The 26607-nt window shown below is 64.2% G+C and carries 26 protein-coding genes; 10 read left to right on the top strand and 16 right to left on the bottom strand.

The features are described 5' to 3' along the window. Positions 1 to 19: 19 nt before the first annotated feature. Together AC097A_RS05335 and AC097A_RS05330 are read right to left on the bottom strand one after the other, a co-directional pair. Positions 20 to 421, bottom strand: coding sequence for a TfoX/Sxy family protein (locus AC097A_RS05335; RefSeq protein ID WP_315493749.1), 402 nt, complete (start codon positions 419 to 421; stop codon positions 20 to 22). Between the two features lie 14 nt (positions 422 to 435). Then, entirely contained in the window at positions 436 to 1263 is an 828-nt protein-coding gene (locus AC097A_RS05330) for a DUF6279 family lipoprotein (RefSeq protein WP_479620038.1), read from the bottom strand. Positions 1264 to 1350: 87 nt separating this feature from the next. On the opposite strand from AC097A_RS05330, the gene glmU reads away from it, so the two are divergent. Both glmU and AC097A_RS05320 read left to right on the top strand, forming a co-directional pair. Further along, positions 1351 to 2799: a bifunctional UDP-N-acetylglucosamine diphosphorylase/glucosamine-1-phosphate N-acetyltransferase GlmU gene (gene glmU / locus AC097A_RS05325; RefSeq protein ID WP_479620037.1), complete on the top strand. Its 1449-nt coding sequence runs from the start codon at positions 1351 to 1353 to the stop codon at positions 2797 to 2799. Between the two features lie 11 nt (positions 2800 to 2810). Next, on the top strand, positions 2811 to 3551 hold the full coding sequence (locus AC097A_RS05320; RefSeq protein ID WP_479620036.1) for a sensor histidine kinase: 741 nt from the start codon (positions 2811 to 2813) through the stop codon (positions 3549 to 3551). Between the two features lie 89 nt (positions 3552 to 3640). On the opposite strand, the gene AC097A_RS05315 is transcribed toward AC097A_RS05320, so the two are convergent. Further along, positions 3641 to 3853 carry a hypothetical protein gene (locus tag AC097A_RS05315; RefSeq protein ID WP_105261295.1) on the bottom strand — a complete coding sequence of 71 codons (213 nt, stop codon included), beginning with the start codon at positions 3851 to 3853 and terminating at the stop codon, positions 3641 to 3643. A gap of 205 nt (positions 3854 to 4058) precedes the next feature. Here AC097A_RS05315 and AC097A_RS05310 point away from each other — a divergent pair, with 205 nt between their 5' ends. After that, positions 4059 to 5015: a LysR family transcriptional regulator gene (locus tag AC097A_RS05310; protein ID WP_479620035.1), complete on the top strand. Its 957-nt coding sequence runs from the start codon at positions 4059 to 4061 to the stop codon at positions 5013 to 5015. Here AC097A_RS05310 and AC097A_RS05305 read toward each other — a convergent pair. Then, a complete protein-coding gene (locus tag AC097A_RS05305) occupies positions 5001 to 5483 on the bottom strand; it encodes an Lrp/AsnC family transcriptional regulator (RefSeq protein WP_479620034.1) in 483 nt (160 codons plus the stop codon). The two genes, AC097A_RS05310 and AC097A_RS05305, sit on opposite strands and share 15 nt — an antisense overlap. Before the next feature lie 136 nt (positions 5484 to 5619). Here AC097A_RS05305 and glmS point away from each other — a divergent pair, with 136 nt between their 5' ends. The 4 genes from glmS to queC all read left to right on the top strand — a co-directional run bounded on the left by glmS (position 5620) and on the right by queC (position 10704). Beyond that, positions 5620 to 7515, top strand: coding sequence for a glutamine--fructose-6-phosphate transaminase (isomerizing) (gene glmS, locus AC097A_RS05300; RefSeq protein WP_479620033.1), 1896 nt, complete (start codon positions 5620 to 5622; stop codon positions 7513 to 7515). Between the two features lie 234 nt (positions 7516 to 7749). After that, positions 7750 to 9192, top strand: a complete 1443-nt coding sequence (locus AC097A_RS05295) for a DUF4139 domain-containing protein (protein WP_479620032.1) — start codon at positions 7750 to 7752, stop codon at positions 9190 to 9192. A gap of 370 nt (positions 9193 to 9562) precedes the next feature. Then, positions 9563 to 9907: a hypothetical protein gene (locus AC097A_RS05290; protein ID WP_105261290.1), complete on the top strand. Its 345-nt coding sequence runs from the start codon at positions 9563 to 9565 to the stop codon at positions 9905 to 9907. A 56-nt stretch (positions 9908 to 9963) separates the two neighbouring features. Then, the gene (gene queC, locus AC097A_RS05285; RefSeq protein ID WP_479620031.1) at positions 9964 to 10704 is read left to right on the top strand and encodes a 7-cyano-7-deazaguanine synthase QueC; all 741 of its coding nucleotides are present in this window, start codon (positions 9964 to 9966) and stop codon (positions 10702 to 10704) included. Here the strand turns inward: queC and AC097A_RS05280 are convergent. From AC097A_RS05280 to gspF, 4 genes are all read right to left on the bottom strand, one after another. After that, positions 10659 to 12449 (bottom strand): ABC transporter ATP-binding protein/permease, encoded by a 1791-nt coding sequence (locus AC097A_RS05280; protein ID WP_479620030.1) that lies wholly within the window; start codon positions 12447 to 12449, stop codon positions 10659 to 10661. The two genes, queC and AC097A_RS05280, sit on opposite strands and share 46 nt — an antisense overlap. A 70-nt stretch (positions 12450 to 12519) precedes the next feature. Further along, complete coding sequence (locus AC097A_RS05275) at positions 12520 to 12735, bottom strand: hypothetical protein (RefSeq protein ID WP_479620029.1); 216 nt, start codon at positions 12733 to 12735, stop codon at positions 12520 to 12522. A 77-nt stretch (positions 12736 to 12812) separates the two neighbouring features. Next, the gene (locus tag AC097A_RS05270) at positions 12813 to 13706 is read right to left on the bottom strand and encodes a 5'-nucleotidase (protein WP_479620028.1); all 894 of its coding nucleotides are present in this window, start codon (positions 13704 to 13706) and stop codon (positions 12813 to 12815) included. A 6-nt stretch (positions 13707 to 13712) separates the two neighbouring features. Beyond that, positions 13713 to 14927, bottom strand: coding sequence for a type II secretion system inner membrane protein GspF (gene gspF, locus AC097A_RS05265; RefSeq protein ID WP_479620027.1), 1215 nt, complete (start codon positions 14925 to 14927; stop codon positions 13713 to 13715). Between the two features lie 231 nt (positions 14928 to 15158). Between gspF and AC097A_RS05260 the strand changes: the two genes are divergently transcribed. Then, entirely contained in the window at positions 15159 to 16091 is a 933-nt protein-coding gene (locus AC097A_RS05260) for a lipase family alpha/beta hydrolase (RefSeq protein WP_479620026.1), read from the top strand. A 15-nt stretch (positions 16092 to 16106) separates the two neighbouring features. Further along, positions 16107 to 17075, top strand: a complete 969-nt coding sequence (locus AC097A_RS05255; RefSeq protein WP_479620025.1) for a lipase secretion chaperone — start codon at positions 16107 to 16109, stop codon at positions 17073 to 17075. Positions 17076 to 17132: 57 nt separating this feature from the next. Here the strand turns inward: AC097A_RS05255 and AC097A_RS05250 are convergent, their stop codons facing one another. Then, entirely contained in the window at positions 17133 to 17693 is a 561-nt protein-coding gene (locus tag AC097A_RS05250) for a DUF4148 domain-containing protein (RefSeq protein ID WP_315496033.1), read from the bottom strand. A 201-nt stretch (positions 17694 to 17894) separates the two neighbouring features. Between AC097A_RS05250 and AC097A_RS05245 the strand changes: the two genes are divergently transcribed. After that, positions 17895 to 18827 carry a LysR family transcriptional regulator gene (locus AC097A_RS05245; RefSeq protein WP_105261282.1) on the top strand — a complete coding sequence of 311 codons (933 nt, stop codon included), beginning with the start codon at positions 17895 to 17897 and terminating at the stop codon, positions 18825 to 18827. A gap of 12 nt (positions 18828 to 18839) precedes the next feature. On the opposite strand, the gene AC097A_RS05240 is transcribed toward AC097A_RS05245, so the two are convergent. The 7 genes from AC097A_RS05240 to AC097A_RS05210 all read right to left on the bottom strand — a co-directional run bounded on the left by AC097A_RS05240 (position 18840) and on the right by AC097A_RS05210 (position 26607). Next, positions 18840 to 20228 (bottom strand): GspE/PulE family protein, encoded by a 1389-nt coding sequence (locus AC097A_RS05240; RefSeq protein WP_479620024.1) that lies wholly within the window; start codon positions 20226 to 20228, stop codon positions 18840 to 18842. 3 nt (positions 20229 to 20231) lie between these two features. After that, positions 20232 to 22280: a type II secretion system secretin GspD gene (gene gspD / locus AC097A_RS05235; RefSeq protein ID WP_479620023.1), complete on the bottom strand. Its 2049-nt coding sequence runs from the start codon at positions 22278 to 22280 to the stop codon at positions 20232 to 20234. Positions 22281 to 22361: 81 nt separating this feature from the next. Continuing rightward, positions 22362 to 23186 carry a type II secretion system protein N gene (gspN, locus tag AC097A_RS05230; RefSeq protein WP_479620022.1) on the bottom strand — a complete coding sequence of 275 codons (825 nt, stop codon included), beginning with the start codon at positions 23184 to 23186 and terminating at the stop codon, positions 22362 to 22364. After that, positions 23183 to 23671, bottom strand: a complete 489-nt coding sequence (gspM, locus tag AC097A_RS05225) for a type II secretion system protein GspM (RefSeq protein ID WP_479620021.1) — start codon at positions 23669 to 23671, stop codon at positions 23183 to 23185. Before gspM ends, gspN begins: the two co-directional genes overlap by 4 nt. A 5-nt stretch (positions 23672 to 23676) precedes the next feature. Then, a complete protein-coding gene (gene gspL / locus AC097A_RS05220) occupies positions 23677 to 24936 on the bottom strand; it encodes a type II secretion system protein GspL (protein ID WP_479620020.1) in 1260 nt (419 codons plus the stop codon). A 46-nt stretch (positions 24937 to 24982) separates the two neighbouring features. Then, a complete protein-coding gene (gspK, locus tag AC097A_RS05215) occupies positions 24983 to 25936 on the bottom strand; it encodes a type II secretion system minor pseudopilin GspK (protein WP_479620019.1) in 954 nt (317 codons plus the stop codon). Further along, a complete protein-coding gene (locus tag AC097A_RS05210) occupies positions 25933 to 26607 on the bottom strand; it encodes a prepilin-type N-terminal cleavage/methylation domain-containing protein (RefSeq protein WP_479620018.1) in 675 nt (224 codons plus the stop codon). Before AC097A_RS05210 ends, gspK begins: the two co-directional genes overlap by 4 nt.

The raw sequence follows: 26607 nt of genomic DNA, 5'->3' as shown, positions 1-26607 counted from the left end.
TCGCTGCCCCCCGAGGGGGCTAACCCGCCTTGGGGCGGCCCGGCGGCGGGTTGCGTTTACGTGGGGTTCTTTTTGCCACTGGTTTGTTGCGGGCCAGCAGGGCGGCCTCCAGCGCCAGCCGTGCCCAGGGTTGCATCAAGGCCGGTGACTCCATGGCGTCGGCCGGGGCGCTGTAGTAGTTGAGGCCACGTGTGGTACCCGCCGCCTCATAGGTAAAACGCTGGCAGCCGGCGGCTTCAAATACGGCTTGTGTGTCGGCGTTGGCTTTGAGCCAGAGCGTGTCGCCGCCTCCCAGATTGGCCAGGATGGCAATCGTCATGCCGTCCACGCTGATGCCCCAGCCGCCAAACATGCGCCTGGCCACGCAGGGGCCTGCGCTTTGCAGCAGTTCGCAGCTGTAGTCGGCAAAACTTTTGTCCATGGTGGTGTGGGGCGTCAGGGGCGCATGAGGGCGCGGGCGTCGCCCTCGTAGCCTTTCAGGGTGTCCTGCAAGCGCTGCCGTTGCGGGCCGGAGGTGCGGTTGTGGAAGGTGGCAATGGCCTGGCAGGCCTGTTCGCGCACACGTTCGGTGTACTGGCGAAAAGTCGGGTCGGGCGACTGCAGGCTGCGCGCTACCAGAGCGCGCACCTCGGCCTGCACATGGATGTCACTGGGACTGCTGTTGCGCAACGCGCGCAGGGTTTGCAAGGTGTCTTGTTGGCGGCGCAGCACTTCGCGGTACTGCAGGCTGGCGTCAAAGGCCGAGTCGTCCAGTTGCGACTGCAGTAGCTTGAGCTGGGCCTCGTTCAGGCGACCGTAGAAGCCCTCGGCACGCTCCACCAGTTTTTTCAGGCGTCGCTCGGTGCGTTCGGCGGGTGTGCCGTCCAGCCATTCCTCGCGCCATTCACGGTTGCGTTTGTCCAGCGCGCGGGCCAGGTGGTCCAGCTGGGCGGTGCTGAGCGTGGGGCCCAGGGCGATGGCGGTAGGGGCGGCTCGGTCCAGCGTGGTTTGCACCCGTTCTTCGAGAAAGTGGCTGAGCTGGCAGACCTGGGCAGGTGTCACATCCTGCGGAGCCGCGGTGTGCAGGTTTTTCAGGGTCTCGGCCAGCTGGGGCAGTTCGTCCTTGCGGTGCCAGGCCTGCAGGGTCTTAAGGTCTTCGCGCAGGCGCAGGCTCTGGGGGCCGTCAAAGTCAAAGTAGCCGTCCAGCCACCAGTAGCCAAAGTCGGGCGCGTTGTTGTACGCCAGTCGCACGGCGCTGCAACCGCTCAGGCTCAGCAGGCCCATGAGCAGCCCGATAATGGCGCACCAACGGCCTGCGCTGGCCCACCAGCGTTGCGGCCCAACCCATTTGTCAGAAATTTGCGCGAGGGCATGCACGTGACGTCTAGTTTTCAGGTTCAAGGGGCTTCGGGCCAGCGGCCAGTGGTGGACGTGGTCATTATGGCGGCGGGCAAAGGCACGCGTATGAAGAGCAAAACCCCCAAGGTCTTGCACACGCTGGCCGGGCGCCCGCTGCTACAGCATGTGCTGGACACAGCGGCCCAGTTGCTGGCACGCAAGGTGGTGGTGATCACCGGCCACGGTGCTATCGAAGTAGAAGCATCTTGCGCAATGAATACGGGGGCTGCAGCCGATTTTGACCTGAATTTTGTGCGCCAGGAGCCGCAGCTGGGCACCGGCCATGCGGTGCAGCAAGCAGTGCCCGCGCTGGCCGACGACGGCGTGGTGGTGGTCCTGTCGGGCGATGTGCCGCTGACCCAGCCCGACACCCTGTTCCACCTGATCACCGCCTGCGCGGGCGACAAGCTGGCGCTGCTGACGCTGGAACAACGTGACCCCACGGGTTATGGCCGCATCGTGCGCGCGGGGGATGCCGTGCAAGCCATCGTGGAGCACAAAGATGCGTCCGCCGCACAGCAACAAATCACCGAGATTTACAGCGGCATCATGGCCGTGCCCGCCACCCAGCTCAAGCGCTGGCTGGCGCGGTTGGACAACCAGAATGCGCAGAAGGAGTTCTATCTGACCGACATCGTGAAGTTCGCGGTGGCCGATGGGGTGGAGGTGGTGGCGCACAAGATAAACGACGCGGTGCAGGTGGCTGGCGTCAACAGCCCGGTGCAACTGGCCGAGCTGGAGCGTGCTTACCAACTGCGCCAGGCCCACCGCCTGATGGAAGAGGGCGTGCGCCTGGCGGATCCGGCGCGCATCGACGTGCGCGGCGACCTGCTCTGTGCGCACGACGTGAGCATTGACATCAACTGCATCTTCCAAGGCCAGGTGAGCCTGGGTGAGGGCGTGTCGATTGGCGCGCACTGCGTGATTGCTAACGCGGTGATTGAGGCGGGCGCCGTCATCCATCCGTTCACCCATATCGACGGAGAGAAGCTCGGCGTGACCGTGGGCGCTGGTGCCCTCATTGGCCCGTTTGCCCGTCTGCGGCCGGGGGCCAAGCTCGGGGCCGAGGTGCACATCGGCAACTTTGTGGAAGTGAAAAACTCCACGCTGGCCAAGGGCGCCAAGGCCAACCACCTGGCCTATCTGGGTGACGCCATCGTGGGTGAGCGTGTCAACTACGGCGCGGGCAGCATTACTGCCAACTACGACGGTGCCAACAAACACCGCACGGTGATTGAGGCCGATGTGCATGTGGGCAGCAACTGCGTGCTGGTGGCGCCAGTCACCATTGGTGCCGGTGGCACGGTGGGCGGTGGCTCCACCATCACCAAAAACACCGAACCCGGTGCCCTGAGCGTGGCGCGGGGCAAACAGGTAAGCATTGCCAACTGGGCGCGGCCTGCCAAACAGCCCAAGGCCTGATTCCAAGTGTTATGTCGGACCCTCACGCACGCATAGCCGAACTCGAAGCCGAACTCGCGGCCGTGCGGCGCGAGATGCAGGACTTCACCTCTGCGGTGTCGCATGACTTGCGTGCACCGCTGCGCCATATCGTGTCTTTTGCCCAGTTGGTGGAAGAAGACGCCGGGCCGCAGCTCTCTGCCGAGGTGCAGGGTTTTTTGGCCACAATCTCCGGCTCTGCCAAACACCTGGGCGCCATGCTGGATGGACTGCGCGAGCTATCGCACGTAGGAAGCGTGCCCTTGGCGCCCGGGCCAGTGGCCCTGCGGGCGCTGGTGGACGAGGTTGCCGCGGAGCTGGCGCAAAGCCATGCACCGCGCCCGCTGGCGCTGGAGGTGGATGTATCCGATGCCAATGTGACGGCAGATGCCGCCCTGCTGCGTGTGGTCTTGTGCGCGGTGTTGAACAACGCCTGGAAATTTACGTCGCGGCTGCCCGAGGCGGATGCCCGTGTCTGGGTGCGCGCCCGGCAAGCGGCAGCAGGCTGGGTTCTGGAAGTGCAGGACAACGGCGCAGGTTTTGCGGCCACACAGCCAGAGCAGGCCTTGCGCATGTTTGGGCGGCTGCATGTGGCCAGCGCATTCCCCGGTCTGGGCGTGGGGCTGGCCGTGGCCGCCAAAGCCGCGCAGCGTTTGGGCGGGGAGCTCCAGTTGGCAGCTGCCCAGCCAAGGGGCTGTTTGGTCACCCTGTCGATTCCCCAGGAGCGCCGTTAGGCCCCCGCCCCCGAAGCGCCCACAAAAAAGCCCGGACATGCCGGGCCTTGCGGGGTGCTCAGGTCACTGCATGGCTGCAGTGGCGGTGCTTACCACTTCTTGATTTTGTCGAGTTCGGCAAATGCGTCTGCCGATGTTTTGCCTTGGGTCTCAGCCACGGGCTTGGCGCTTGCCTTGGCGGCGGGCGCAGCAGCCACTTGTTGGCCAGTCTTGGCGTCAGTCGCTTGGTCAGCGGCCATGGCTTGGCCAGCCAACACGGAAGTCAAAGCTATAGCGATTGCGGCAAAAGATGTCTTGTTCATGATGAAGTTCCTTTCAATGTTTAGAAGAATCCGCTCTGGCGGGCATCACACCGTCTGAACAGCATCGATGGGGCGTTTAATTCATGCGTCTCGTCGATGGGATGAACTGTAAAATTTCTGATTAAGAAGATAAACAGCGTGCGTCGCACATGTCTGTTTCTGTTTTGGCAATAATGGCGGCTTGATATCGTCTTAGAGTGCCCCCATGGACCGACTTCTTTCAATGCGTGTTTTTCAACGGGTGATCGACGAGGGGGGCTTTGCTGCGGCCGCCCGGGCCATGGACATGTCGCCCGCCGTGGTGACGCGCCTGGTGGCCGACCTGGAGGAGCATCTGGGCACGCGGCTGTTGCACCGCTCCACCCGGCGCGTGTCGCTGAGCGAGGCGGGGGAATCTTACCTGTCCCGGGTGCGGGCGATTCTGCAGGACATTGACGAGGCCGATGCCTTGGCCAACCTGCACACGCAGGAGCTGGCGGGTGAGCTGCATGTGCTGGCCACGCCGGTGCTGGCGACCTATGTGCTGGCTCCGCTGGTGGCGGGCTTTCGGGCGCAGTACCCCAAGATCGTGTTGCATGTGAACGTGGAGTCCTTTGTCGAGCCGCCTATCGACGGCCACGATGTGACCCTGTTCACGGCCGACGAGGCCTACGACGGCGATGTGGTGGCCCGGAAAATTTTGACTACCGAGGCGGTGTTTGTGGCCTCGCCGGAGTACTTGAAGCGCAAGGGCACGCCGCGACGCCCCGAGGATCTGTCGGAACACGACTGCCTGGGCATGAAGGGCGGCAGTTTGGGCACACGCCTGTGGCGCTTCAAGAATTCCGAAAATCTGGAAGAGTTTGTGGATGTGCCGGTGACGCCTGTGCTCTGGTCCAACCACATCGAGACGCTGATCCGCGCCACCCTGGATGGCGCCGGTATTGCCCCGACCACGGTGGAGTTGGTCGCGCCCTTTCTGGCCAGTGGCGAGCTGGTGCGCGTGATTCCGCCGTGGGTCAAAGGCCAGCTGTTTTTGTACGCCGCCCTGCCGAGCCGGCAGTTTCTGCCCCGGCGCACGCGTGTGTTTTTGGACTATTTGTCGGAGCAAACCCGCTTGCAGCTGGCCAGCGCGATGGAGGCTTGTGGCGCCGGCTGCGGCCCGGTCTTAGGCCAGCGCTAGTTCTGCCCCAAACTTGCTGCGCTTGATGCTGAAAAAGGCTTTGACATTGCGCACATTGGCGTCGGCCGTGAACAAGCGCTGGGTGAGCGCCTGGTAACCCGGCATGTCCCGCGTGTGCACTACCAGGCAAAAGTCCGGTCCAGGTGACACGCGGTAACACTGCTGCACGGCGGCTTCGTCGGCCACACGGGCCTCAAAGCGCTCCAGCGCCTCGGCGTCCTGCCGGTCCAGCGTGATTTCCACAATCGCCGTGAGCCCGTGGCCCAGTGTGGCGGCCAGGCGCTCCGGGTTGAGCAAGGTGATCTGTTTTTCGATCAAGCCCGCATCACGCAAGCGTTTGACGCGGCGCAGGCAGGTGGGGGGTGTGGTGTGGGCCAGCTCGGCCAGCGCCTGGTTGCTCAGGCTGGCATCACGCTGCAAGGCGGCCAGCAGTTGCAAGTCCACGGCATCGAGTGTGATTGATTCCATATATTGTTTATATATGGAATAAAAAACCACTTCAATGGATTTGTGAAATAAAAGTCCAAAAAATTAAAAAAATTAATCAGATATTTTTTGATGTTCTGCCTACCATCCAGCCCATTCACTGATTTGGAGACTGTTTATGTGTGGCATCGTCGGCGCGGTATCGACCCGCAACATTGTTCCTGTGCTGGTGCAAGGCCTGGAGCGCCTGGAGTACCGGGGTTATGACTCCTGCGGTGTGGCGGTGTACGCGCAGGATAGCCAGCCTGGCTTGCGCCGCGCACGCAGCACCTCGCGGGTGTCGGAGCTGATCGAACAAGTGGCCTCCGGTCAGGTGCAAGGCACGCTGGGTATTGCCCACACGCGCTGGGCCACCCACGGCGCCCCCCTGGTGCACAACGCCCACCCCCACTTCAGCCATGGCCCCGGTGCCGATGCCGATAGCAAGCCCGGCCGTGTGGCCCTGGTGCACAACGGCATCATCGAAAACCATGATGAGTTGCGCGCCGCCCTCAAGGCCAAGGGCTATGTGTTCCACAGCCAGACGGACACCGAGGTCATCGCCCACCTGATTGACAGCCTGTACGACGGTGATTTGTTTGAAGCCGTGAAGGCCACCGTGCTGCAGCTGCACGGTGCTTACGCCATTGCCGTGTTCTGCAAGGACGAGCCGCACCGCCTGATTGGCGCGCGCGCCGGCTCGCCACTGATTCTGGGCGTGGGCAAAGACGGGCAGGAGCATTTCCTGGCCAGCGACGCCATGGCCTTGGCCGGCGTGACCGACCAGATCGTGTACCTGGAGGAGGGCGATGTAGTGGACGTGCAGCTGGGCAAGTACTGGCTGATCGACAAGGCCCATAAGGCCGTGGCCCCCGCCCAACGCCCGGTGAAAACCGTACACGCGCACAGCGGCGCGGCCGAGCTGGGCCCGTATCGCCACTACATGCAGAAGGAAATCTTCGAGCAGCCGCGCGCCATTGCCGACACATTGGAAGGCGTGGAGGGCATCGTGCCCGAGCTGTTTGACCAGCAGGGCAACCACGCCCCCGGCGCCAATGCGGCGCGTGTGTTCAAGCAGATCGACAGCGTGCTCATTCTGGCCTGTGGCACCAGCTACTACAGCGGTTGCGCGGCCAAGTACTGGATCGAGAGCATTGCCAAAGTACCCTGCCAGGTGGAGGTGGCCAGTGAGTACCGCTACCGCGAATCGGTGCCCAACCCCAACACCCTGGTGGTCACCATCACCCAAAGCGGCGAGACGGCCGACACGCTGGCCGCGCTGCGCCACGCGCAAAGTCTGGGCATGCAACACACGCTGACCATCTGCAACGTGGCCACCAGCGCCATGGTGCGCGAGTGCAGCCTGGCTTACGTTACCCGTGCGGGTGTGGAAATCGGTGTGGCATCTACCAAGGCCTTCACCACCCAGTTGGCGGGGCTGTTCCTGCTGACCCTGTGCCTGGCGCAGGCCAAGGGCCGCTTGACGGATGCGGACGAAGCACGCCACCTCAAGGCCATGCGCCACCTGCCCGCCGCGCTGCAAGCCGTGCTGGCGCTGGAGCCGCAAATCATGGCCTGGGCCGATGACTTTGCGAAGAAAGAAAACGCACTCTTCCTGGGCCGCGGCCTGCACTTCCCGATTGCCATGGAAGGTGCGCTCAAGCTCAAGGAAATTACCTACATCCACGCAGAGGCCTATGCCGCCGGTGAGCTCAAACATGGCCCGTTGGCGCTGGTGACGAGTGAGATGCCGGTGGTGACCGTGGCGCCCAACGACGCGCTGCTGGAAAAGCTCAAGAGCAACCTGCACGAGGTGCGCGCGCGCGGTGGTGTGCTCTATGTGCTGGCCGATGCCGATACCCGCATCGACAGCGGCGAAGGCCTGCACGTGATTCGTATGCCCGAGCACTACGGTGAGTTGTCGCCGCTGCTGCACGTGGTGCCTTTGCAGCTGCTGGCGTACCACACGGCTTGCGCCAGGGGTACGGATGTCGACAAGCCGCGCAACCTGGCCAAGAGTGTGACGGTGGAGTGATTTTTAGGTAAAAAGTGCCTCTGGCCCTTATGGATATTGCGCAAGCAGCTATCAAATATATAGCAATTGAAGTTGCTGCACGGTACCCGCGCGTAACACTCTGCAACAAGGTCGGCGCCGTGGTGTTCCCGGGCGTTGCGTGGGGGCGGGGCACGGGCGGCTATGCTGCACAGGCCCTGCCGCAGGTGCACTTGGGGTGCGCCTGCTGTCTACCCTTTTGCAGAAAGCTTCTCCATGCGCTCTATTTCCGCTCCTTTTGCCCTGGCCGCGCTCACCGTGCTGGCCCAGTCTGCTGTGGCCCAGTCCACTGAGCAACGCAGCACGTTGGCCGACCAGCAAGAGGTGGCCGTCACCATTTACAACGACAACCTGGCCCTGGTGAAAGACCAGCGCCGGGTGTCGCTCGGCGGCGGCAAGCTGGCGCTGGCGTTTCGGGACGTGAGTGCCCGCCTGCGCCCCGAGACAGCACTGCTGCGCAGCGTGAGTGCGCCGGGCGCCTTTAGCGTGCTGGAGCAGAACTTTGATTTCGATTTGCTCACGCCGCAGAAGATGCTGGAAAAGTACGTGGGCCAGACCGTGAACGTGGTGCGTACCAACCCCGCCACCGGTGTGGAAACCACCGAGGTGGCGACGGTGCTGTCGGCCAACAACGGGGTGGTGCTCAAGATCGGCCAGCGCATCGAAACCGGCATTCCCGGCCGCCTGGTGTTTGGGGATGTGCCCGCCAACCTGCGCGACCGCCCCACGCTGGTGATGGCGCTGGACAACAAGGGCGCGGCCCAGCAGGACGTGGAGCTGAGTTACCTGACCTCCGGCCTGGGCTGGAAGGCCGACTACGTGGTGGAGCTGAATGCGGCCGATGACAAACTCGACATGTCGGGCTGGGTCACTCTCACCAACACCAGCGGCGCCACCTACCGCAATGCCAAGCTGCAACTGGTGGCGGGCGATGTGAACCAGGTGCAGCCCGAACTGCAGCGCGGCCGACCTGTGATGATGGCCGCCCCCATGGCGGCCAAGGCCGAATCGCGCATGGCCGAAGAAACGCTGTTCGAATACCACCTCTACACCCTGGACCGCCCCACCACCATTGCCGAGAACCAGACCAAGCAGGTCGCCCTGATGTCGGCCAGTGGCGTGCCGGCGCGCAAAGAGCTGCTGCTGCAGGGCAATGACTACTACTACCAGGGCGCGGCCGGCGATCTGGGCCAGAAGATGAAGGTGGCCGTGTTCGTGGAGTTTGACAACAAGGACAGCGCCCGCCTGGGCATGCCCCTGCCCAAGGGTGTGGTGCGCGTGTACAAGAAGGACAGCGCGGGCAATGCCCAGTTCATTGGCGAAGACCGTATTGACCACACACCCAAGAACGAAAAAGTGCGCCTCAAGCTGGGCGACGCATTTGACGTGACGGCGGACAAAAAGCAGACGGACTTTAAAAAGCTCAGCGGTACCGGCAAGTACAACTATGTGTTTGAAAGTGCCTACCAACTGGTGCTGAAAAACGCCAAAAAAGAGGCTGTGACCGTGACCGTGCAGGAGCCCGTGCCGGGCGACTGGCAGATTTTGAGCGCCAGCCACACCCACACCAAGGGGGCTGCCAATACCGCCGTCTGGAAGATCACGGTGCCTGCCGAAGGCAGCACGGTGCTGACCTACCGGGCTCTGGTGCGCTACTGACCCGAGCCCGCGCTGCGGGCGGATTTTTCGGGCTTGGGGCCCAGGGCACCCTGGCGGTTTGCACCGCTTTGGTGCCTTTTTTGCATTTTGGGCGACCGGTTTCATCCATTTTTTTGAGAAATTTTAAAAATAGGCCTAAATAAGCCCCTAAATCTGCCGTTAAGAAACGTACGTCAACTCCTAAAAGTAACCGGAGGGGCCGCAAGGCCTACCCAAAATGCAACTGCCATCCATTGATCGAAACCCAAATGTGCGCCCCACCGGCGCAGATTTGGCTTCGTCTGGGGCACATAGGGTTATCCCAGTTGCTCCGGTCAACCCTGTCGCGAGCGCCAGCCCGTCGGTCGAGTCCTCCCCAGGAGTCATCGACATGGTGAACCCTGCACTCAAGAGTCCGGAAGGCCAGGCGCCCCGCGTCGTGGTGCCAGACCCTACGGAGCGCGGCGCAGAGGCGGCTACGGCACCTAAAGACTGGACGATCCATCGCCCAGAACCGGAAAAAGTGGAAGACCCACCGCCCAAGCCGATTTCGCAAGTGCTGCTGGACCACCTGAAAACCATGTGGACCGCCAGTGCCAGCGCCATCCAGATTGAGCAGGTCAAGATCCAGCTCACGCCACCGCAACCCCTGACCCCTGCCGAAGTGCCGGGTCAGCTCGCCAAAGAAGTGCTGGTCTACGCGCCCAGCAAGATCAAAAAGACCGAAAACATCTGAGCCCGGCACCGCCGGGCCCAGCCACGGGTCTTCCGCCTTGCTCTACCATGGCGGCCATGCACACCACCGCACTCGTCCTTTTCTCTGGTGGCCAGGACTCCACCACCTGCCTGGCCCACGCTCTGGCACGCTACGAGCGTGTCGAAACCATTGCCTTTGACTACCGCCAGCGCCACAGCGTGGAGTTGGAGGCCCGCCTGAATGTGCTGCGCGAAATTCGCACCCGTTTTCCACAGTGGGCCACCAAGCTGGGCGAGGACCACCTGCTGGACCTGGCCGTGCTGGGCGAAGTGAGCGAGACCTCACTCACGCGCGACACCGCGTTCCAAATGGAGGCCAATGGCCTGCCCAACACCTTTGTGCCAGGGCGCAACCTGCTTTTTATGACACTGGCCGCCGCTCTGGCCTACCGGCGCGGGCTACAGGTCATCGTGACCGGCGTGTGCGAGACTGATTTTTCGGGCTACCCCGATTGCCGTGACGACACCATGAAGGCGCTGCAACTGGCGCTGTCGCTGGGCATGGACAAACGTTTCCTCATCGAAACCCCGCTGATGTGGATCGACAAGGCCCAGACCTGGGAGCTGGCCTACGCCTTGGGCGAGCAGTCCGGCGAGCCCGGTGGCGGCGAGGCGCTGGTGGACCTGGTGGTGGAGCACACCCACACCTGCTACTTGGGCGACCGCACGCATCGCCAGGCCTGGGGTTATGGCTGCGGCACGTGCCCGGCCTGCGAGTTGCGGGCCAAAGGCTATGCGCGGTTTTCGGACAAGGTGAACAAGGCCCCCGCGCCCTGACGGGGCGTGAGCACCCACTGGCGGCTGTGGAAGGCCGCCACGGCCGGGCGGTGGGCAATGGACACCAAGCCGCCGCCGCGTTGCGCCACCAGGTCGCTCAGACGCTGGTACAGCGTGTGTTCTGCCGCTTCGTCCAGCGCACTGGTGGCCTCGTCCGCAAAAATCCATTGCGGTTGTTTGAGCAACACACGCGCAATCGCCAGGCGTTGTTGTTCGCCGCCTGAGAGTTTTTGGCTCCAGGCATCCACCCGGTCCAGATCGTCCACCAGCCCGGGCAGCAGGGCATCGCGCAGCGCCTGCTGCAGCTGGGCGTCGGTATAGGTTGTAGGCGCCTGTGGGTAGGCCAGGGCTTCGCGCAGCGGGCCGTTGGGAAAGTAAGGCCGCTGCGGGATGAACATGGCGTCCGTGGGCAGGTGCACCGCGCCGCTGGCAAACGGCCAGATGCCCGCCAGTGTGCGGAACAGGCTGGACTTGCCGCTGCCCGAGGGGCCTTGCAGCAGGATGCGGTCGCCGGGCTGCGCCTGCAGTTGGGTGGAGGCCAGCAGCACCGTGCCATTGGGCAGGGCCACGGACACATCTGCACCGCTTAGGGTATCGGATTTTGCTATTGTTTTAGGAGCTGCTTGCGCAATCAATACCGGGGCTAGGGCCTTAAATGATGCTTCAAAACTGGTTAGGCGGTCGGTGGTGGCGCGCCAGGTGGCCAGGCTGCTGTAGTTGTCGACAAACCAGCTCAGTGCGCCTTGCACCTTGTCAAAGGCGCTGGAGATTTGCATCAGCTCGCCCAACTGGATGGCGCCGCTGAAAAAACGCGGCGCCGCCACCACAAACGGAAATATCGTGGCTGCCTGGCCAAAGAAGCTGGTGAACCAGATCAGGCTCTTCTGTGCCTTGATGAGTGCGAGATAGTTTTCCAGGACCTTGCCAAAGCGCTGGCCTAGTTGCTGGTTTGCCGCGGTCTCACCACGGTCCAGTGCAATCGATTCGCTGTACTCACGCACCCGGATCATGGTGTGACGAAAGTCGGCTTCCACGCGCTGTTGTGCAAAGTTCAGCGGAATCTGCTTGCGGCCAATGTAGTGGGTGATGATGCTGCCCGCGGCGCAGTACAGCACCGCCATCCAGACCATGAAACCGGGAATGTTGTAATCGTTGCCTGCCACGTTGAAGGCAAAACCACCCGACAGGCTCCACAAGATGCCAATAAAACTGGCCAGCGTGACCACGGCGTTGAGCAGGCCCATGGTGAGCGAAATGGTGTAGCTGGTGAACTGGTTGATGTCTTCCTGGATGCGCTGGTCCGGGTTGTCGGGGTTGGCATCGCTGTGGGCCGTATGGGTAAAGCGGGCCAGCTCCAGCCGATAGAAGGCCTGGCCGCTGAGCCAGCGCTGCAGGTAGTGCGCAGTCATCCAGGCGCGCCAGCGCATCTCCAGCAGCTGGGTCAGGTAAAACTTGTAGACCGCAATGATGATGGAGCCAAAAGCCAGATAGACAAAGCGGCCCAGTTGAGTCCAGAACACGCCAGCATTTTTCTCCTGCAACGCGTCGTAGAACAGTTTGTACCATTCGTTGAACAAGACGGCCATGTAGACCATGCCCAGGTTCAGCGCCACGATGGCGGCCAGCATGCCGCGTGCCTTCCATTTGTCCTCGGAGTGAAAGTAGGGTTGGGTCAGCGCCCACACGCGGCGTGCAAACTGCCCAAACGCGCGGAGCTTGTCGCCCGCCGTTGCCACAAAAGCCATGTCCGTCATCCTTGTTTGAAATGGCAGCGGCCAAGCGCCCTGCGAAGGGGCCATGGTAGCGGCTGCAAGCCTAGCGGTGGGAGGGGGTGTCGATGTCGCTCTGCAGGGGTGCGGGTTGCGAGGCACGCACCTGCTCTGCGGTGCGGTCGTATCCATCACGGGCCAGGCGGCGCCACATCTGCGCGTTGGCGGAGAGGGGAGGACTGTGCTGCAACTGTTCGACCGTGCGAATACCTTCTGCGACAGCGGCTGAGGGAACACGGGCAGACTTGAACCAAGACATCATGCGCCTAGCTTAGGCACGCGCCCTGGCCTTGTCAGCCAGTTTTACATTGGTTTACCAAAGCTTTTCGCGCCGTTAGCTCAGTTGCGCACGCCGCTGGCCACGTGGCCAGCAGGTACATGGCGTGCGGCCGATTCGATGTGGCCGGTCTGGTCGTCAAAGAAGAAGTCGGGCTCGAACTCGCGCAGGAATTCACCTTTGTCCAGCCCGCCCAGGAACATGGCCTCGTCCACCTCGATGTTCCAGTCCATCAGCGTGCGGATGGCCCGCTCGTGAGCCGGCGCGCTGCGCGCGGTGACGAGTGAGGTGCGTATGCGCATGTGCGGAATGGCCGCCTGCTGCATGCGGTGCAGCGCCACCAGCAGGGGCTTGAAGGGGCCATCGGGCAGGGGCAGGGCCACCTTGTCCGTCTCGTGTTTTTGAAACGCTGAGAGGCCACCACTTTGGTACACCTGCTCGGCTTCGTCGCTGAACAACACCGCGTCGCCGTCGAAGGCAATGCGCACCTCCGCGGGGTGGGCGTTGCTGGCGTGTGCGCTGTGTGGGTACACCTGCGCCGCAGGCACACCAGCCGCCAGGGCCGCGCGCACATCACTCAGGTGGGTGCTCAAAAACAGGTTGGCGTGCAGCGGCCTGAGGTAGCGCCAGGGCGCCTCGCCGCGGGTGAACGAGCAGCGGATGATGGGCAACGCGTAGTGCGCTGCGCTGCGCATCACGCGCAGGCCGCTGACCGGGTCGTTGCGCGAGAGGATGACCACCTCCACCCGCTGGGTGTGCGCATCGTTGAAGGACAGCAGCTTTTGCACCAGGGAAAACGCCACACCGGGCTTGGCCGGAATGTCCAGCCGGTCGCGCTGCAGCTGCATGTAGGCGCGGTCGTCGCCCTGCTCGAAGATCTGGTTCTCTTCTTCAAAATCAAAGAGTGCGCGGCTGGAGATGGCGACGACCAGTTTGCCGTCGAGGGTGAGTGCCATGGGTTGTTACTTCACTAATTGATTCAATTGGATGATCGGCATGAGCACCGCCAGCACGATCAGCATGACCACCACGCCCATGGCCACGATCAGCAGCGGCTCCAGCAGCGTGGCCAGTTGCAGGGCACGGCGTTGCACGTCGTTGCGCAACTGCAGGGCGGCGCGGTCCAGCATGTGGGGCAGGCGCCCGGTTTGTTCGCCCAAGCGGGCGAACATGGCCAAGAGCGGTGGAAAACGTTTCTCGTGCGCCAATGCGCTTGCTAGCGGCGCGCCCTCACGCACCAGGGTTAGTGCCTGCAAGGCATCGGCACGCATGGCGCGGTTGGACAGGGTTTCTGCCGCCGCCTGCAGTGCCTTGAGGATGGGCACCCCCGCGGCTGCCAACATGGCCAGCGTGCTGGCAAAACGCGCAGCGTTGTAGCCCCGGGCCAAGCGGCCCAGAATCGGCAGGCGCAGCCAGGCCGCGTCCACTTTTAAGCGAAATGAGGCTCCAGACCATGCCAGACGTGCGCCAGCAGCTACTAAAACAATAGCAATAAGGGCCGCCCATCCATACGAACGTACTGCCGCGCTGATGCCCAGCATGATGCGTGTGATCAGGGGCAGCGCCTGTTTGGAGCCGGCAAACACCCCGGCCACCTGCGGCACCACATAGGCCAGCAAAAACAGCACGATGGCCAGTGCCACCACGCTCACCACCGCCGGGTAGAGGGCGGCACCCAGCAATTTGGACTGCAGGGCGTGTTGCTCTTCCAGCTCATCGGCCAGGCGCTCCAGCACCAGGCCTAGCTGGCCGCTGTGTTCGCCTGCGCTGATCACGCCCACATAAATTTCGGAGAACTCACGTGGGTGCTGCGCCAGCGCCGCACCCAGGGTGGTGCCGCCATTGACCTCCGCGCGGATGGTGGCCACCACATCACGCTGGGCGGGGGTCTCGGCCTCTTCGGTTAGCGAGCTCAGTGCGCGCTCCAGCGGCAGCCCGGCCGACACCAGCCCGGCGAGCTGGCGTGTCCACACGGCGCGCTGGGTGTTGCTGAAGGCCCGGCCACCGCGGCGCACCGGGCCGCCGGGAGTGGGAGCGGTGCTGAGTTCCTGCACGCTCAGGGGCACCAGTTGCTGCTGGCGCAGCTGGCTGCGCGCGGCGCGCGGCGCATCGGCTTCCAGCACGCCGCTGCGGGTTTTACCGTCGGCATCCAGGGCTGAGTACGTGTAGGCAGGCATGGCGCAATGGTAGCGGCAGCAGGGTGCGCGGGTTTTCCACCATGACAAGAAACACGGGGGGCTTTAAGCTTCATTAAAAGCACGACCGTGCTATTTTGAGTTTCACCCACCGACACAAACCGTGGGCCGCAGCTCGCCCGCGACAGCGCCCCCACCCCAGAGGTCGCACCGGTTATCCACCTTGACATCCCTTCAACACCATCGACCCTGAGAGGTCCCGAGGAGACAAGCATGAAGAGAATCGTGACGGGCTGGCTGGCGGCGTGCGCGCTGGCCATCGGCCTTTTCCCCGCCGCAGCGTCTGCTGCCGGCTACACCCAGACCAAGTACCCCATCGTGCTGGTGCACGGCCTGTTTGGCTTTGACAACATTGGCCCCGTGGAATACTTCTATGGCATCCCATCGGCCCTGCGCGCAGACGGCGCCAAGGTCTATGTGGTGCAAGTGGCCGCCGCCAACAGCACCGAGGTACGCGGCGAACAGCTGCTAACCCAGGTGAAGCAGATCTTGGCAGCCACGGGTGCCAGCAAAGTGAACCTGATGGGCCACAGCCATGGCGGGCCGACCACACGGTATGTGGCATCCGTACGGCCCGATCTGGTGGCCTCGGTCACCTCCATCGGCGGGGTCAACAAAGGCTCCACGGTGGCCGATGTGCTGCTGGGCGTGGCACCCGCAGGAACGTTCAGCAACACGGTGCTGGTGTCCATCACCAACGGCCTGGGCACCATCATCAACTTCCTGTCGGGTGGTGGTGGTCTCACCCAGAACTCGTTGGCCGCGGCGCAGTCGCTCAGCACTGCAGGCAGCAAAAAGTTCAATACCGCCCATCCACAGGGTGTGCCCACCAGTGCGTGCGGCGAGGGCGCCTACAGCGTCAACGGTGTGGCCTATTACTCCTGGAGTGGCGCCAAGCCCTACACCAACCTGCTGGACATTGCCGACCCCGCGCTGGCACTGACCTCGCTGGCCTTCTTGGGGGCTAAAAACGATGGTCTGGTGAGCAGCTGTTCTTCGCGTCTGGGCAAGGTGATTCGTGATGACTATGCGATCAACCACCTGGACGAAGTGAACCAGACCGTGGGCTTGACCAACCTGTTTGAGACCAGCCCGGTCACGCTGTTTCGCCAGCAGGCCAACCGCCTGAAGAACGCGGGTCTCTAAGCCTTGCTGCCATCGATGCGAAGCCCGGCGGGTGTGAGCCTGCTGGGCGGTGTGGTGGTAGCGGCAGCCTTGGGCTGGTGGACCTGGTCATCCACGCCCGAGGCGGTGGTTCTGTTGCCTGCGCCAGGTGAACATGCCTCTGCCCTTGCTGCTGCGTCCCTGCAGGGCACGGTGCCGGATGGTGCTGCCAGTCTGCGCGGCCTCAACGCCCTGCCCGATGCGGGCAGTGGTGGCCTGGCCTATGGCGCCTTGCGCCGTTTGTTTGACTATTACCTGAGCACGGTGGGCGAGTTGCCGGTGGAGGCGATTGCGCAGCAGATCCGCAGCGAGCTGGACAGAACCCTGGCGCCCGAGCAGGCCGAAGCGGCCAAGCGTTTGTTGTTTCGGTATATGGATTTCAAACGCGAGTTGTTTGCGCTGGAGCAGCAGTTTGCCAAGCAAGCTGCGGGACCACACAGCCTGCGTCAACGTTTTGAAGGCATGCAGGCCCTGCGCTCCCGCTTTTTTAATGCCGAGGAAGAACACGCCATGTTTGGCTTGGAAGATGCTGCCGACGTGGATGCACTGGCACGCCTGGAGATTGCCAACAACCCGGCGTTGGATGCGACACAGAAAAAAGCGCAACTGGCCGCGGTGGATGCCGCCATGCCACCCGCCTTGCGCGCAGACCGCGAGGCGCCACGTGCCCTGATTCATCTGGAAGATAAAACACGTACCTTGCGTGCACAAGGCGGCAGCGAGGACGATGTGTATCGCCTGCGGGCTCAGGCGCTGGACGCTTCTGCGGCTGCGCGCTTGGCCGAGGTGGACCGCGAGGAGTTGGCCTGGAAGGGACGTATTGACCGGTATGTGGCTGAACGCACACAGGTACTCAAGACGCTGGCGGATGCCCCGGAGTCAGAGCGCACGGCGGCTTTGGCACGCCTCCAGCAAGACCAGTTCTCGGAGCTGGAGCGCAAACGGCTGGTGGCCTACGAACCCTGACATAAAAAAGCCTCCACAGCGGCAAGGCTGTGGAGGCTGAGAGGAAGCGCTTGGCGCTTAGTTGGTACGTGTGGCGGGGTAGAGGTTGGGGAACAGTTCGTTGAGCTTGCGGCCTGCACCGGACGCGTACTCGTCTGTACCCACATCTTTGCCAGCCACGATGTCGCCGGTGCGTTGGGCTTCGGCCAATTCGGCGCGGACTTGTTCACGGGTCTTGCCTGCTACTGCGGGTTTTGCAGGGTAGGCAGCAGGGTTCAACTCATTGAGCTTGCGGCCCACACCGGAGGCGAATTCGTCGGTGCCCATGTCCTTGCTGGCAGCGATGTCGCCGGTGCGCTGGGCTTCGGCCAATTCGGCGCGGACTTGTTCACGGGTCTTGCCTGCTACTGCGGGTTTTGCAGGGTAAGCGGCGGGGTTCAGCTCGTTGAGCTTGCGGCCTGCGCCGGATGCGAATTCGTCGGTGCCCATGTCCTTGCTGGCCACGATGTCGCCAGTGCGTTGTGCTTCGGCCAACTCGGCGCGCACTTGTTCACGGGTCTTGCCAGTGTCGGCGGCTTGGGCGTGGCCAGTGACCAAAGCGGCGACGGCCAAAGCGATAGATGCGGTTGCGTATTTCATGATTCAAATCCTTCTCTAGATGATTGATTCCGTTCGCAGGACACAGCGTCCTGTAAACGGTATCGAGGGGGCGTTTCAGGTTCGTCTCATCGATGGGCTGGACTTTAGAGAAAGCTGTGCATTTAAAAAATACCTCGTCAAGCAGTGGTGCATTACGTGGTTTGAAATAATCCAGACCTTGATTTGCGAAGAAAGAACTCCATGGATCGATTGACGTCAATGCGGGTATTCCAGAAGGTGATTGACGAAGGGGGATTTGCGGCAGCGGCACGCGCGCTTGACATGTCCTCGGCCGGTGTGACACGGCAAATTGCGGATCTGGAGGACTACCTGGGCACGCGTCTCTTGCACCGCACGACACGCCGCGTGTCCCTGAGTCCGGCTGGCGAGACCTACCTGGGCAGGGTGCGCGCCATCCTGCAAGACATTGACGAGGCACACGAAGTGGCCAGCTCCCAGACGCATGGCCTGAGCGGTGAACTGCGCGTGTTGGCGCCGCCGGTGTTGGCCACACATGTGCTGGCGCCGCTGCTGGCAGGTTTTGGCACCGAATACCCGCACATCACACTGAACATCGATGTGGAGTCGTTCCGCGAACCACAGATTGAGGACTACGACGTCACGCTGCTGCCTACCGAAGGTTTTTTTGATGGTGACGTGATTGCCCGCAAGGTGTCCACCACGCAGGCGGTGCTGGTGGCGTCGCCAGACTATTTGAAACGCAAGGGCGCCCCCAAAGACCCCACCGAGCTGCTGCAGCACGACACCTTGCGGCTCAAAACACCGAGCGCGGTGTTTGGCCAATGGCGTTTGTTGAACGCAGAGCAGAACGACGCGCCGAGCGACTTCGAGGTCAAACCCAAACTCTGGGCCAACCACACAGACACCCTGCTCAAAGCTGCGATTGATGGGGCTGGCATTACCTCTGCGGCGGTGGACCTGGTGGCGCCCTTGCTGAACCGGGGTGCTCTGGTGCGTGTTTTGTCGCCCTGGATTGCGGGACGCCTCACGCTGTATGCGGCCTTGCCCAGCCGCAAGTTCATCCCGGAGCGCACGCGCGTCTTTCTGGAGTACCTGACCGAGCAAACCCGCATGCAGTCCGACGCAGCCATGCGCGCCTGCACGCACTGCTAGGGCGGGTGGGCCCTAGTCCCGCACCACCCGCACCAGCTCTTCACGGCTGGTCAAGCCGCTGTGCACCAGGCGTTCACCGTCGTCACGCAGCGCCACCATGCCATCCGCCAGGCCGGCCGTGCGGATCTCCGCCTCGGATGCGTTGTGGTGCACCAGCTCGGCAATCGCATCGGTCACGCGCAACAGTTCGAACACCCCCGTGCGCCCGGTGTAGCCGGTGTGGGCGCAGGCTTCGCAGCCCTTGCCGCTGCAGCGTGTGCACAGCTTGCGCACTAGGCGCTGGGCCAGCACACCGCGTAGCGACGAGCTCAGCAGAAATGGCTCCACGCCCATGTCGATCAGGCGTGTGACCGCGCTGGCCGCATCGTTGGTGTGCAGTGTGGCCAGCACCAGGTGGCCGGTCAGCGAGGCCTGGATGGCGATTTGCGCGGTCTCGAAGTCGCGGATCTCGCCAATCATGATCACGTCCGGGTCCTGGCGCAGGATGGCGCGCAGGGCTTTGGCAAAGCTGAGGTCGATCTTGGGGTTGACCTGGGTCTGGCCCACGCCGGGCAGCTCGTATTCGATCGGGTCTTCCACCGTCATGATGTTCTGGCGCGCCGCGTCCAGCTTGGAGAGCGATGCGTAGAGCGTGGTGGTCTTGCCCGAGCCTGTGGGCCCGGTCACCAGGATGATGCCGTGTGGCTGCGCGATGAGGTCTTCAAAACGCTGCAGCACCGTGCCCTGCATGCCCACCGACTCCAGGCTGCGCTGGTCTTGGCTCTTGTCCAGGAGACGCAGCACCGCACGTTCGCCATGTGCACTGGGCAGGGTGCTCACACGCACGTCTACGGCACGTGTGCCAATGCGCAGGCTGATGCGCCCGTCTTGCGGCAGGCGCTTCTCCGAAATGTCCAGGTCGGCCATGATCTTGAGGCGCGAGATCAGCGCTGCATGCAGTGCGCGGTGCGCCTGCACCACTTCACGCAGCGTGCCATCCACCCGAAAACGCACACTGCTGTGGCGCTCATAGGGTTCGATGTGGATGTCGCTGGCGCCATCGCGCGCCGCCTGCGTCAGCAACGCATTGAGCATGCGGATGATGGGCGCGTCGTCCGCGGTTTCCAGCAGGTCTTCCACCGCAGGCAGCTCTTGCATCATGCGGCTGAAGTCGGCCTCGCCCTGCACCTCGTTCATCACCGTGGCAGCGCTCGACTCGCCCTGGGCGTAGGCCACGCTGATGCGCTGCGTGAGGGTGGTGGCCTCCTGCGTTTGCACGCTCTGCACGCTGTGTTTGCGCATCACTTCACCAACGGCGGAGGGCGGCGTGGAGGCATGCACCCACAGTGTCAGGGCCTGGCCGTTGTCTTCCAGCAAGAGCTGCTGGCTGCGCGCAAAGGCGTAGGGCAGGGGGTAACGCATGGCTTACTGCGCGGCCGGTACCGTGGCTGCAGCAGGGGCCGCAGCGGGCGGGCTGGCCGGGCGCGCAGGGGCTGGCGGCAAGGCAGGCAATACGGGCGCCTCGTTGATGGGCACCAGGCTGCTGGGGGCTGGCTGGCCAGCCTGTTGGCCACTGCGCATTTGTTCGTAGCGGTCGTTGGACAGCGACTGGGTGGCGGCCGCGTCACGCACCACCACGGGCCGCAGAAACACCATCAGGTTGGTCTTCTTGCGGCTGCGGGCCTCGCTCTTGAATAGGTTGCCAAAAAACGGCACGTCGCCCAGGCCGGGCACCTTCTCCTGGTTGCCCGCAAATTCGTCTTGCAGCAGGCCGCCCAGCACCACCACGGCACCGTCTTCCACCAGCACATTCGACTCGATGGTGCGCTTGTTGGTGGTGGGCCCATTGGTGGCGTTGGCGGTGGACGCCAGTACGCTGGACACTTCCTGGAAGATGGTCAGCTTGACGGTGCCGTTCTCGCTGATCTGCGGCTTAACCTTGAGCGTCAGGCCCACATCCTTGCGCTCAATGGTCTGGAAGGGGTTGACCGTGCCTGTGCTGGCACCGGTGTTGGTGAACTGCCCGGTCACAAAGGGCACGTTCTGGCCGATCACGATCTTGGCCTCCTCGTTGTCCAGCGTGAGCAGGTTGGGCGTGGAGAGCACATTGCCACTGCCCGACTCTTCCAGAAAACGTGCCAGAAAGCCCAGCACGTAGACGCCATTGGTCTTGGTGGCGGCACCCAGGTTAAATCCCCGCGAGGGTGATACGGTGCCGGCCGCGCCCTGCGTGGCCAGGTTGATGATGTTTTTGCCTGCGCTGCCAAAGTTGGTGCCCAGGAGGCCAATCACTCCGTCGCCCGCGTTGCCCAGCGCACCCTGCCACTGGATACCAAACTCGGCCGCCTTGTCGGCGCTCACCTCGGCAATCAGGCTCTCCACAAACACTTGGGCGCGGCGGGCGTCGAGCTTGTCGATGACGGCGCGCAGTTGGCGGTACTGCGGTTCGCTGGCGGTGATGATGAGGGAGTTGGTGGTCGGATCAGCCTGAATTTGGCCGCCCGTGCTGGGCTGGGCCGCCGCCGCTGTGTTGGCCGTTGCTCCGGCGGCTGGTGTGGCCGCAGCAGTGCTGCTGCCACGGGTGTCGGCGCTAATGGCAGCCCGAAGGGTGGTGGCCAGCTGCGTGGCGTTGGCGTTTTTCAGGTAGACCACATAGATGTTGCCGGCCGCCCCGTTGCTGGTGTTGGCGCTGGGCTGGTCCAACCGCTGGATGAGCGAGCGGGCCAACGCCAGGCGTGCCTGGTTGGCCGCCCGCACGATGAGGGCGTTGGAGCGCGGCTCCACCAGGATGGTGGTCTTGTAACTGGCATCGGCCTGGCCGCCAGGGGCGCTGCCGCCCGAGGTCTCCAGCAACCGTGTGGCCAGCTGGGCTAAGTCCGAGGCAATGGCGTGCTGCAGCGGAATGATCTCCAAGTCGGTTGCGTTGGGCACATCCAGCGCCTGCACGATGCGCGCAATGCGGCGCAGGTTGTCGGCGTAGTCGGTGATCACCAGCGAGTTGTTGCCGGGGTTCACGTTGATGACGTTGTTGGGCGTGATCAACGGACGCAACACGGGCACCAGGTTGCTGGCGTTCTCGTGCGCGATTTTGAAAATCTGGGTCTGGATCTGGCCGGTGGTCACCGGTCCCTTGTTGCTGTCGTCCACCGACACCGCGGTGCCTTGCAGCTTGGCATCGGCCTCGGGCACTACTTTGTCCAGGCCATCCACCTGCACCACGGTAAAGCCCTGCATGCGCAGCGTCGTTAGGAACAGGTAGTAGGCGCGTGCCGGCGAGGCCGGGCTGTCGGTCACCAGCGTCATGGTGCCCTTGACGCGCGGGTCCACCACCACATTGCGCCCGGTCACCGTGGCCATGGTGCGGGCCACGGCCTCAATTTCGGCGTTGTTGAAGTTCAGGGTGACGGGCTCGGCACGCTTGGGGGTATTGGTTTGGGCCCAGGTTTTATTGCCAAATAGGCCTGTAGTGCCCATGAATAGTGCGCAAACAGCTATCAAATGCATAGCATTTGACGGGCGCCCTGGGGGCCGGGTGACAGGAATGGTTGGCATGCGTTAACCCACTTGGATGACGGAGCGCGCGCCGTCGCGCTGTCCAATGATATTGAGCAAATTGGCCAGTGCCTCTTCGCGGCCTGCGGCGGCGCTGGCAAAGCCCGTAAATTTCAGGCGCCCGGCCTGCAGGCGGCCGCTGCCCTGCAGCTGCAAAGCACCTTCCAGCGTCTGCAATTCCAGCGTGGGCTCGGCCCCGCCCTGCACGCGCAGCTGGTAGCTGCCGATGGGCTGCAGGGTGGAGAGGCTGGTGGACAGGCCCAGGGCCTGCAGCTGCAGCTGGCCCTGCAGTTGCAGCTGCCCGGGGGTCAGGGACACGACCAGCGCCTGGGTGGACAGGGCCAGCATGCCCTGCAACTGCAGGGTGTTCCACGGGGTGCCCAGGCTTGCCAACAGGTTGGCGGGCAGGCGCAGTGCCTGCTGCGGGCTGCGGTCCTGGGCTTTGAACTGCAGGCCGCCACCCTGGGGTTGCAGGGTCCAGGCCCAGCTGCCGTCCAGGCAACAGGGCATTTGCAGTTCCAGGCGCAGGCCGCGCCAGTTTGGCTGCAACTGCCAGGCCACGCGGCCAGGCAGGGCGCTGCGTGGGGCTTGGGGGTCGGCCGTGCCCAGGGTGAACTGGGCGCTGCCGTGCCAGACTGTGCCCTGGGCATCGTGCAGCTGCACGCGTTGTTGGCTGGCCTGTGCCAGGCCCCAGGCCAGCCAGTGCGCGGGTGCGGCCAGGCACAGCACCAGAGCCAGGCCCAGCACCGAGCCCACTGCGGCCCAGACCCAGGGTGCGCGGGCATGTGCAGCGGCTGTGGCTGTTGGCCTGGGTGCACGGCGGGTCATGTGGGCCCCAACAATAGGCGCACGGTGCCACTCCAGCCTTGTGGGCTGCGTTGCAACTGGGCTTCGTGCGGCACTAGGCGGGCGCTGGTGCGGGTGCGTGCCAGCCACTGGGCCAGCGCCTCGGGGCTGGCCTGGCGCAGGGTCACGGTGGCCACATTGCCTTGCACCTGCAAGCTGCCTTGGGCCCCCAAAACCTCGGTCACCGCCCGTTGCAGCGCTTGCTGGCTGCCCTGGGCGTCTAGTGCGGGCAGGGCTTGCAGGCGTTGCGCTTGGGCCTGCAGCTGCAGCATGCGCTGCAGCTGGGTGTCCAGCGCGCTGCGCTGGGCTTCAAAGTTGCGCACCATGCGCCAGGCCGGTGCCAGCAGTTGGGTCCAGAGCAGCGCAGCCCCCAACAACAGGGCTGCGGCCAGCAGCAGGCGCTGTTCGCGCGGTGGGCGCTGGGCCCACCACGTGGCGGCGGCAGGGGGGGATGAAGAGCGGGCCATGGTGGTCAGGGTGTGGTGGCGCGCAGGCGCAGGCGGTTGCCTTCGGCCTGCAGGGTGTAGCCCACATCGGCGAGTTGGCGGCGCAGTGCCTCCACCGGTTCGGGGCTCAGGGGTAACGCATCTATACGCAGCTCACCTGCTACAAATTCCATAGCTGCTTGCGCAGGCCCGGTGTGCATCAGGGGCTCAAAGTTCTCTGATCCGCCGAGTGCTGCGAGCAGGCTTTCCAGGTCGCCGCGGGCGGCATTGCCGCCCGACTGGCGCAGGCTGGCCACTGCACGCTCCATTTGCAGCGGGGCGTCAATCACCACGGTGGTGGCCGGAAAGGTGGTTTGCAGCACGCTGTGCAGTGCCGCGCGGCGCTGGGCCAGCTGTTGCTGCGCCCACCAGGCGTAGCCCTGCACACCCAAGAGTTGCACCAGCACCAGGGCCAGGGCCGCCCAGCGCGCCGGGCGCCAGGCCGGGGCCTGCCGCAGGTTGACCAGGCTTTGCCGCAGGCTGCCCCAGCCCGGGTGGCTGGGCGTCAGTTCGCCCTGCGCCAGGTTCCAGGGGCTGTGGCTACAGTCCAGCAGGCGCTGGGCGCGGGGCTGCACCTGCACTTCGCGTTGCAGGCTGCGTTCTGCGTTGGCGGCCAGGGGGGCCTCGGCCCACACCGGGCCCTGGGTTGCCTCGTCGGGCAGGGCGGGCGGGCTGTGACCGTTCCAGGGGCGGCGGTGTACGCCTTGGTTGTTGGTCCATACCCATTGGGCATCGTGGTCATTTCCTGTGCACCACAGGGCACTGGCATCGTCGCTAGGCGCCCACTCGGGCACGATGGCCTGGATGCGGTGGCCTGCGTGGGCCAGTGCTGCCAGATGGTTGCGCAGCCACTGCTGCCGGCACACGGCCACCCACATTGGCGCGGTGTCTCTGGCGTTGGGCGGCAGGGCGAAATGCAACTGGGCGGGCTCGTCCAGCAGCTGGTCTTCTAGCAAACCTTCGAGGATGTTGCGCAGCCGGCCAGCGCCACTGCTGCGCCAGCCACCTCGCAAGGTGCCGGCGGGCAGTTGCACGCGGTGCCATGACAGGGCTGCTGCCGGCACGATGGCAATGGTTTCTGTGGTGCTGGTCCGGTGGGCCAAGACGGGCAATTCGGGCAGGGTCAGGTGTTCGCTGGCATGCAGGCCGTCAGCACTGCGCACACTTTCCCACAAGCCATCGGCTTGCACGCTGGTGCCTGCAGGCACGTCCTGCAGCAGGGGGAGCAACACGGCGTGGCGGGTCATGGGGATACAAACATCCTGGGGTAGGCAGTGAGGGCTGGGTTGCGCTTCATTGTACGGACGCCCCCTGTGGCGTCTCCCGTGTGGTCCATAGGGCTCTCACCAGCAGGCCTTCGCGTTGCATGCGGGTGTGTTCCTGGCTCAGCACGCTGCCCAGCCGCAGGCGCACGCGCACATCGAAATAACGCGAGCCCACGCTGTGCATGCCGTCGTTCAGGGCCAGTTCGGCAATGCCTGATGCCTGCACCACATCAGCCAGTGATCGAAAGTGGTTTTGTGCCCGGCTTTGCACCAGGCGTTGCGCGAGTGCCAGGTCCAACGCCGGGATGCTGGCGTGCAGCACCAGGGCCGAGGCCGTATTGAGGTTGACCGGGGTGCGCTCGGGCAGAACCACCACATGGGTTTGCAGGCGCGCCACAGTGCCGGTCGAGAGGCCCAGCCAGGCCAACTGCTCGGGGCTGCGTGGTAGTAAGGGGTGCGGCAGGTTGCCCGCAGAGGTGTTGGTGGTGTCTGGCGCGGCCAGTGCCGCCTGCAGCTGCGCCACCAGCACCATCAGTTCGGCAGGGGGAAGTTGCAGGGCTTCAAACAGGCGCCCAAAGGCCTGCAGGGTGGGCGCGTGTACGCGGCCGTCCTGCACCAGGTTGAGCACGTTGAGGCGGGACTGCAGGTCGGTGATTTGCCCCGAGAGGTAGGCGCCTTGCAGGTTCTCGCCCAGGGCCTCGGTGCTGTTGCCCAGAAAGCTGGAGAGTTGTGCCTCTTGCAGGGTCACGGCCCAAGGTTCTCCCAGGTGGTCCACCGCTGCATTGCGGGCGTCTTCGCGCAGGATCAGGCGGGCCCAGTCGGCAGCCCCCTGCAACAGCCAGCGCGACTGGGCGCTGGCGCGTTCGGCCGTCTCGACCTCGATGGCACGCCACTGCTGCCACAGGGCCGCCGCACTCAGGGTGGCCACCAGCGTGACCAGCAGCATGGCGGTGAGGATGGCGGCACCACGCTGCGCTTTCATGGCATGGCCCCCGCGCTGTGTTTGCGGGCCCAGTCCCGCACCAGCGTGCCGGGCAGGGCGTGGGCGGCGGGCAGCGTCAGCAACAGGCGTATGCCTTCGGGCAGGCTGGCGTTGGCCTCACCGCCTGGGCTGCTGCCGGCGCTGGAGAGCGGGTTGCTCCAGGCGCCGGTGCGGTAGTAAAACAGCTGCCACTGCGGCAGCGCGGTGATGCGGACTTCGCGCGTGCGGGTGCTGGTGTCGGCCCCTTGCACCCAGGCGTTGGCCGCGGCCCAGGCGGTGAGCCAGGCCTCGCGCGTGGCCACGGGGGCCGACTGCCAGCGCAGCCACTGGGCTACGCCATCGCGCTCGGCGCGTGTCCAGCACACCACCACAGCGCCCTCGTCGCCGGGCAGGCGGCGCGTCAGGCGCAGGGCGCGGCCGTCCCATTCCAGCGTGCGGGTCTGGGGCAGGGCGACCAGGGCGTCCAGGTCGGCGCTCCATTGGCCCAGCCCGGCCTCCAGGGTGAGCACGGCATCGGCATGCTGGCGGTTCACCTCCATCGCGGTTTGCATGCCGGCCAGCACGCGCCAGGCCATGCCCGCCATCAGCGCCATCAGCGCCAGCGCCACCAGCAGCTCCACCAGGGTGAAGCCGGCTTGTCGTCCATGGCGTTCGCGTGTGATTCCGTGCAT

This window comes from Rhodoferax sp. XS2R6 (genome assembly GCF_056521365.1).
The sequence above is the reverse complement of the archived record's forward strand: the minus strand, read 5'-3'. Positions and strand labels throughout refer to the sequence as shown.